This window comes from Dysgonomonas sp. Shenzhen-Wh21 (assembly GCF_043392705.1).
GTDB lineage: Bacteria > Bacteroidota > Bacteroidia > Bacteroidales > Dysgonomonadaceae > Dysgonomonas.
Genome location: NZ_JAIXHZ010000130.1, coordinates 1 through 8530, shown reverse-complemented (window position 1 = coordinate 8530; position 8530 = coordinate 1). Strand labels below are relative to the sequence as shown.

Here is an 8530-nt window from a genome sequence, read left to right as displayed (position 1 = left end):
CAACGATTTGATGCACAGAAGCTGACTAATATCATGAATTATCCTGATATTCATAAGAAAAGATATGTAGAGATTGCTCGTTCAATATACGAAAGATCAGCGAAATTAGTTGCTGCATCTATCGCCGGATTAGTTTTGGTTCTTGTATCACATGATCCTTCTATCAAGAAAATAAGATTGGTTGCCGAAGGTAGCTTATTCTGGAGTGAATACAGAAAAGGTAAAAACTATAAAGATATGGTAATGTCTGAGTTACAAAAACTTCTTGCAGAGTTTAATCATGCAGATGTTCATGTACATGTAGCTCAAATGGACAATGCAAATCTTATAGGTTCCGCTATAGCTGCTTTGTCGTAAACTAAAGATATAATAGCAAGTAGGGGTTTGGATGTTTCCAAATCCCTTTTTTCTTATAATCAATATCGGTTAAGTCACTTTTTATAAGTATTTTTGCCCTGCAAATAACTATTTGTCGTTTTATTTTATCTGGACTATTATATGACTATGTTAGAAAAAGCAGTTGCCGCACTCCCTATAAAAGGATATCTGAATATGGAAATACCGAAAGGTATAAATCTGGTAGAAGAGATTAATAAAATGCGAAAAGAAAAGAATGCTATCATTCTTGCGCATTATTACCAGACAGGCGATATTCAGGATATAGCCGATTTTTTGGGTGACAGTTTGCAACTGGCACGTGCCGCCGAAAAAACGGATGCAGATCTAATCGTATTCTGCGGAGTGCACTTTATGGCCGAAACGGCTAAGATTTTGAATCCGACCAAGAAGGTAGTTCTTCCTGATTTATTGGCTGGTTGCTCTTTGGCAGACTCTGCGTCAGGAGAGGGGATTCGTGAAATGAAGAAGAAATATCCGAATGCCATCGTTGTGAGTTATATCAATTGTGATTCTACCGTTAAGGCTGAGAGTGATATAATTGTTACGTCATCCAATGCCGAGCACATCATAAACTCTTTGCCGGAAGATCAAGAGATTATATTTGCCCCTGATAAAAATCTGGGTAGATATATCAATCAAGTGACAGGACGAAATATGATACTTTGGGACGGTGCTTGTATTGTGCATGAAGCATTCTCTCTGGAACGGATTGCACAGCAGATGTTGGAACATCCGAAGGCTAAACTTATAGCTCACCCCGAAGCTCAAAAACCGGTTTTGCAGGTAGCTCATTATATTGGCTCTACAGCCAACTTACTCAACTATGTAGTGAATGATAGCAGTCAGGAATTTATTGTGGCTACAGAGGAAGGTATATTGCATGAAATGAGAAAACGTGCACCGCACAAAACACTAATTCCTGCTCTGACGATTGATGATAAATGCAATTGTAGCGAGTGTCATTTTATGAAATTAAATACAATGGAGAAATTGTATTTGTGTATGAAGTATGAGCAGCCGGAGATATTAATGGATCAAGAAATCCGACTAAAAGCATTGAAGCCTATAAATAGAATGTTGGAAATGTCTAAGGCTATTAAATAAACAAATAACAAAAAGTGATGATTTATGAATTGTGAGCACATAATGTTGTGTGTTTGTAATCCGTAATTTATAATTCATAACAAAGAATGATATATACTGATGTTTTGGTGATAGGTTCAGGAATATCCGGCCTGTCGTATGCTTTAAAAATAGCGCAACAGAGACCCGATACTAGGATAACAATTATCACAAAATCAGACGATGAAGAGTCGAGTACCAAGTATGCGCAAGGAGGGGTTGCTGTTGTAACCAATTTCGAAAAAGACAGTTTTGATAAGCATATTGAGGATACTCTACGAGCGGGAGATGGCTTATGTAAACGTGAAGTGGTAGAGATTGTAGTGAAAGAAGGCCCTGAGCGTATCCGCGAAATGGTGGAGTGGGGTGCTAATTTCGATAAAGACGAGTTTCAAAGTTATGACCTGGGGCGTGAAGGCGGACATACCGAAAACAGGGTAGTGCACCATAAGGATATAACCGGAGCAGAAATAGAAAGAGCATTGTTGCAAGCTGTAGAGCGACTCGAGAATGTTACTTTGCTCAACCATCATTATGTTATCGATTTACTTACTGAGCATCAAGTACCGCAATCCGAATTTGATAAATATAACCTCCACTGCTATGGAGCATACGTGTTGGATATGAAAGCCAGCCGAATCATTAAAATGACGGCAAAAATTACACTAATGGCTACCGGAGGATGTGGGCATGTATACAAAAATACGACAAATCCGACTATAGCTACAGGTGATGGTATTGGCTTGGCTCATCGTGCAAAAGCCAGAATCAGCAATATGCAATTTATTCAGTTTCACCCGACTGCATTCTATAGTAATACGACAGGTCAGCTACCTTTAATATCAGAGGCTGTAAGAGGCTTTGGAGCTAAATTACGTACTGCTTCAGGAGAGCCATTTATGCATAAATACGATGATAGGGAAGAGCTGGCATCACGGGATATTGTAGCACGAGCTATTGATAATGAAATGAAACTGCGTGGAGACGATTATGTTTGTCTGGATTGCCGACACTTAGATCAACGAAAGTTTCTCGAACATTTTCCAAATATCTATAAGCAATCTAAAGATGAAGGGCTGGACATGTTCATGGACTTGATCCCAGTGGTACCGGCAAGCCATTATCTATGTGGAGGAATAGATGTCGATTCATTTGGGCAAAGTACAATAAAGAATATGTTTGCTGTGGGCGAATGTTCGAATACAGGACTTCACGGTGCAAATCGTTTAGCATCCAATTCTTTGCTTGAAGCTCTCGTTTTTGCACATCGTGCAGCAATGAAAACGATAGAACGCTTGCATGAAGATAATTTTAATTACGATCATCTTCTAAAAATTCCCGAATGGAATCAGGAAGGAATGAGAGTGAATGAAGAAATGGTTTTACTCAATTACCTTCGAAAAGAATTGCAGACATTAATGAGTGATCTTGTCGGTATTGTGCGTAGCAATGCCCGTCTGAAAATGGCAAAGCAAAAAGAAGAAGAAATATACAAGTCTGTAAAAGAAATATATAAATTTTCGATACTATCGCCGCAACTCTCAGAATTAAGAAATCTGGCTAGTGTGGCTTATCTGATTATAACTCAAAGTATAGAACAAACCGAGAATAGAGGTACATTTTATAATAAAGATTTAGATATTCATGAATAGACCTTCATACGTAACTGATAGTAGATTATATCATTTTATTGATGAGGCCATTAAAGAAGATATTGGCGACGGAGATCACTCTACATTGGCCAGTGTGCCTGCTGATCTGCAACAAAGAGCTCATTTGATCATAAAACATGACTGTATCTTAGCCGGAGTTGATCTGGCTCGAGAGATATTTCATTATTATGATAAAAATCTGAAAATAGATATCCTCAAAAATGATGGGGATCAAGTAAAAGAGGGTGAGATCGCATTTATAGTATCAGGTGCGGCTCGTTCGATTCTCACAATGGAACGCCTAGTACTAAACTGTATGCAGCGTATGAGTGGAATAGCGACGTATACGCATCGGATGGTAGACTTGCTGGCAGACACAAATACGCGTATTCTGGATACCCGAAAAACGGCTCCAATGTTCCGTATGTGTGAGAAGTGGGCCGTGCATATAGGTGGAGGTCAAAATCATCGCTTTGGACTTTTTGATATGGTCATGCTCAAGGACAATCATAACGATTATGCCGGAGGAATAACCAAAGCTGTAGAGGCAACAGTAAAATATCTGAAAGAGAACAATAAAAATCTACGAATAGAGGTAGAAACACGCAACCTGAAAGAAGTAGAGGAAGCCTTGGCTACAGGTGCTGTGGACGTCATTATGCTCGATAATATGTCTTTATATGAGATGAGTGCTGCTGTAAAGCTAATAAACGGTAGGGTGAAGGTAGAAGCTTCTGGGGGCATAACAGAAGATATGGTGCATGATATAGCTAAGACCGGAGTGGATTATATTTCTTCGGGAGCAATTATATATTCTGCCCCAAATATTGATTTAAGCCTTAAAGCCTTTTAATTTTATCTGAATTACCATGAAAGCAGAAGAAATTCTATCCTTACGCTTATCTAATCATCAGTTGGATGGTACATTCGTGGGCGAAGCATACGAGTTGGTTTCGTGGATGGGAGCTATTCAGGCACAAGACTACAATATGGCGAAATGGGGCATCGGTATACGTATTCCCGAAATTCCCGATCAGAAGATTGAAGAGGCTTTGAACAAGGGTGATATTTTACGTCTTCATATCTTACGTCCGACATGGCATTTCGTATCTAAGGACGATATATACTGGATGCTTTATTTGAGTCTTCCGAGAGTGAAAACTGCAATGCGATCTTATGATAAGGATTTGGGACTTACCGAATCGTTAATAGCCCGTACAAATTCAATTATAGAAAAGGCACTTCAGGGAAATTCATTAACACGTCAAGAGCTGAAAGATGTAATAAATAGGGCAGGTATAGATGCCGATAATAGAACCGTTAATCATATAATGATGCATGCCGAGTTGGATGGCGTTGTATGCAATGGAGAGACGAAAGGCAAAAAACAGACGTATGCTTTGTTGCAAGAAAAAGTTGAAAAAACGACCGATCAGTTCGATAAAGAAGAATGCCTGTATAAATTAGCATTCAAATATTTTAGGAGTCATGGTCCTGCTACTTTACAGGATTTTGTTTGGTGGTCGGGATTGACTACAGCAGAAGCCAGACAAGGAATAGCTCTGATAGGGGGCGATTTTATTCATGAAACAATAAATGATCAAACATATATTTTTCATAGAGACTCTAAGCCGCTAAACAGTAATAATTTGATCAATCTTTTACCTGCTTTTGATGAATTTACAGTTAGCTATAAGGATAGAAAAGAAAGTCTGCATATTGACCATCACCATAAGATAATAACAAGTCCGGGAATATTCAGACCTGCTATCAGCCTTGATGGCAAAGTTATTGGTACTTGGAAAAAGTCATCAAAAAAGAATGAAATTCTTGATACCGAGTTCTTTTGCACATCAAATAAGAAAACGCAGAATTTGGTTACTAAAGCTATCGAAGGATATAAAAAATACCTACTTTAAGTATATATCATATACACTACAAATACAACATACAATGTAAAAGTAAGGAAGATAAAAAAGCTATTTATACTTATCAGAACAAAAGATTTTAAATTGGATATCAATCTGTTCTCTTCAAAGAATACTCTATTTCCTCTGAAAAAATAGAATGTTACATATAGAGTAGCAAAAGAATATAAAAGAAAATAGAATGTTGTATTTAAGTTTAACCAATCGAACAGACAGCTTAGAATTGTTGCTATCGTTATCGTTAGCAAGGTCGTAGAAAAGAAATGCAATGTAAATACTGCGCTGTCGAAATAATATTTTTTCTTTTTATTATGGAACAACCATAACCAAAAGGCAAAGAGAGGCATATATATAAAGAGAACTTTGGGGATATTGTGAATGAAGAACTCGATGGCTTTTTCTCCTTTTTGTTTATCTTTTACATTTTCTAATATACCTGCTATAAATTGTTTTGTCTTATTCCCTGTCTTTTCATCTACTCCTGATGTATTAATTTTATCTTCGATCTTACTAACTTTCTCAGGTATTTTAGTCTCATTAATGAGATTTTTCTTATTTACGTCCAGCTTTGCTATAATCGTATCTATGGACTTCGTATCTACATTTTCGCTGATCTCTTTTTGTGTTTTTTCTTTGTCAGGTGCTGATGCTTCGGGAAGGAGAGGGGGGATAAAAAAGGCAATGAAACTGATGAATATATAAAGAGTAAAAGGGTTCACATACGATTTTCGTTTTCCATTCATATACTCCAATGAGAGTTTGCCGGGAGAAAGAAATAGATATTTTGCTGTTCTCCAAAAAGAACTGTCGTAATGCAAAAAATCGAAGACAAAATGAGTAAATACATGATGGAAAGATTGCCTGCTTTCACTGTTTTCTTGTCCACATTTAGGACAGTAGTGCTGCTCAACAAAAGCTCCGCAATTTTGGCAAGTCTTGTTGATCCTGATTTTATGTTTACTCATAGTTCAAAAAAAGCTATTATAGTTATTTGCTGAATCGATAGGTGATACCTAGTGTACCGTATATGTTGTAGAACGTGAATTTAATAGGATTTGATCCCGAATAAAAATAAGGAAGAAGCCCCCAAGTAAAACTACCATAAAACCCAATATGACTATTTAAGCGATATTCACCTCCTGCTAATAGTCCAAAATCATAGTCACGAGAGTCGTTTCCAAAGTCGAATGTTGCACCCTCTCCGCTTATTTCTTGTTTCTGACCTACCGGAGAGTCTATTCTGATGTATCCATCATTTACATATCCGTCAAACTTGGATGAGAGAGTTCTTGCTGCATATATACCCAGTTTAACTTGCCATTTGTTATTGAATCGGTATGTACCATATATAGGTACGGTAAGATAAGTCATATCTACATTCGTTACATTCTTTCCTACAAAGTAACCTGTCAACTTTTCGCTTCCTTCGGTCAAGGTAACACTTGTGTACATGTACTTCACGTGATCGGAAACTCGCATCCCTTTCCAATCGAGACTTAGTCCTGTGCCTACACCCCATCGTTCGTTGAGGTTGCAGACTAGATTGAATCCTAGTTGAGGGTTGAATTTTGGATTGTAACTATTAATCTCTCTTACTTCAGCCGGAATAGGTACAGGAGCAGTTGCTCCCATATTAAATCCTAGGATAAAGCTCAGATCAAATGTATTGTTATCAGAATTCTGCGCTGAAATATTATTACTTATCATTAATACTGTTGCAAGTACTAGGATGATGTTATATTTTAATCTCATCAGATATATTCTTATTTTATAGGATCGCATACTAGTTCAAGGTCATCAGCAATGAGAGTGCTGCCCACAGCTCCCTGATATTCGTTTCCATCTTTGCTTGATGCCAAAACAATGGTAAGACGATAATCATTTTTCGTGAAATCGAGTTCTTCTTTATAACTGAATGGTATAGAAAAATGTATAAACCCATTGTTAGCTGGCGTTTCCACTATATTTCCGTCAGTATGAGACCATTTGGCTGTTCCTACAACTCTAGGCGATGTGAGAATTGATTCTCCATCAAGAAACTCTTCGTTTGCGGGAGCACCTTTACTTACTTTAAATATTGTAGCATACATCGACAGCGAATCTGTTCTGTTTGCTATAACTTTTCCATCTTTACCTGTAAAAATATCGCCCGGGGTATATTTGTAGTAACCATTGAACATGATTGGTTTACCATTTTCTTTCGGATGAGCCTGTCCCAATATTAGTGATTTTAGAGGGTTCGACATATTCGCGGAAAAAGCTCCTCTAAAAAGTGATCCCGAAAAGATAGGGTAGTCTATTCCAAAAACCGTTGTGCCTTTTATCGTGCGTAGTATCGCAGCATATTTTCCATTAACACAGTCGGTCGTTTTATCGGTAGGATAATGATCCAACGTTAATGATCCGGTGCCTACCAAAATAGACAGTCCCGAGTTTGCATTACTCCATAATAGATCACTTAAAATCGGATACGGTGCTTTTTCTGTACCCGCTGTTGTCCATTCTTCGAACGTATTTTTAAGACTAATCTTGGAGGTTACTGTTACTGTATATGTTTTTGTATACTTCCCATCTTCGGAAGTTACTGTATAGATAACATTTTTTCCATTCGAAAAATCTTGAGAAGTTCCCGATTTCGGTTCGATCGTAGCTCCGGCTGTAACTTCAATTATTGGTGTAAGGTGTGAGTAATCAGCATTTTCGGAAACGAAAAGCTGAACAGTATATTCTGTTATAGCGCGAGTGATAAATACTCCATCTTCAACTTTCATATCTATAATGTCCGCCTCCATATTTAGCGGCTCATCTTTTATGCATGAAGTAATACTTAGCATACACAAGATAAATAGTGATAGATTCTTAATATTCATAAATTATTCTAAAAGAAACGATGATAAAGTTACACAATGATTTTGTGGCAGAAGTTTTTAGTTTTGTAAATTAATGCTTTTTAACGCTAAAATCTTCTGAGATAATTTATCATATTTCCTTCTGTGAATATGATATAGTTCACGAATAGAGTCACTTCCTAGTAGTATATTTCAGTAGGAGTACTACTTAGTTCAACATATAGGTTTTCATTTTTGACTGAAAAACGTACTTTGTTTTCCTTCGAGAGCCAACCTAATGCAAGAAGTATCAACGAATTTTTGTAATGTGTTAATTCTTCAATTTCTTGAACCGACATTTTGCCTCTTTCCGACAGATACTGCCAAATAGCTGTGGCGTTTATACGAATATCTTTCTTTAGCATGGCGAATCGTTTTAGTTTGGTTAAATAAAGCATATCTTATATGTAAATATACTAATTTTAATTGATTAACGAGACAACTAAGCCTCCTAATATTGTACCAAAACCACAATTTACCCAAGATTCAGCTGAAAGGGGATATGTTCCCCAATAACATGCAAAATAGTACCAATAGATAT

At 37.1% G+C, this 8530-nt stretch carries 8 protein-coding genes and 1 pseudogene; 5 read left to right on the top strand and 4 right to left on the bottom strand.

The genetic code is table 11. From position 1 onward, the window contains the following. The 5 genes and pseudogenes from LDB17_RS09175 to LDB17_RS09155 form a co-directional block, all read left to right on the top strand. Positions 1-357 (top strand): annotated as a pseudogene (locus LDB17_RS09175) (hexokinase); the annotation flags it as partial. 141 nt (positions 358-498) lie between these two features. After that, the gene (gene nadA, locus LDB17_RS09170) at positions 499-1503 is read left to right on the top strand and encodes a quinolinate synthase NadA (protein WP_252638755.1); all 1005 of its coding nucleotides are present in this window, start codon (positions 499-501) and stop codon (positions 1501-1503) included. Positions 1504-1589: 86 nt separating this feature from the next. Further along, positions 1590-3173 (top strand): L-aspartate oxidase, encoded by a 1584-nt coding sequence (gene nadB / locus LDB17_RS09165; RefSeq protein WP_135104396.1) that lies wholly within the window; start codon positions 1590-1592, stop codon positions 3171-3173. After that, a complete protein-coding gene (gene nadC / locus LDB17_RS09160; RefSeq protein ID WP_252638756.1) occupies positions 3166-4026 on the top strand; it encodes a carboxylating nicotinate-nucleotide diphosphorylase in 861 nt (286 codons plus the stop codon). The genes nadB and nadC overlap by 8 nt, the downstream gene beginning before the upstream one ends. A 16-nt stretch (positions 4027-4042) precedes the next feature. Next, entirely contained in the window at positions 4043-5092 is a 1050-nt protein-coding gene (locus tag LDB17_RS09155; RefSeq protein WP_252638758.1) for a winged helix DNA-binding domain-containing protein, read from the top strand. Here LDB17_RS09155 and LDB17_RS09150 read toward each other — a convergent pair. The 4 genes from LDB17_RS09150 to LDB17_RS09135 form a co-directional block, all read right to left on the bottom strand. Beyond that, positions 5089-6066: a DUF3667 domain-containing protein gene (locus LDB17_RS09150; protein ID WP_252638759.1), complete on the bottom strand. Its 978-nt coding sequence runs from the start codon at positions 6064-6066 to the stop codon at positions 5089-5091. The genes LDB17_RS09155 and LDB17_RS09150 overlap by 4 nt on opposite strands. A gap of 22 nt (positions 6067-6088) precedes the next feature. Beyond that, positions 6089-6853 carry a porin family protein gene (locus LDB17_RS09145; protein WP_252638761.1) on the bottom strand — a complete coding sequence of 255 codons (765 nt, stop codon included), beginning with the start codon at positions 6851-6853 and terminating at the stop codon, positions 6089-6091. An 11-nt stretch (positions 6854-6864) separates the two neighbouring features. Beyond that, the gene (locus LDB17_RS09140) at positions 6865-7971 is read right to left on the bottom strand and encodes a PCMD domain-containing protein (RefSeq protein WP_252638763.1); all 1107 of its coding nucleotides are present in this window, start codon (positions 7969-7971) and stop codon (positions 6865-6867) included. 158 nt (positions 7972-8129) lie between these two features. Continuing rightward, entirely contained in the window at positions 8130-8387 is a 258-nt protein-coding gene (locus tag LDB17_RS09135) for a winged helix-turn-helix domain-containing protein (RefSeq protein WP_393924998.1), read from the bottom strand. Between the last annotated feature and the right edge of the window lie 143 nt (positions 8388-8530).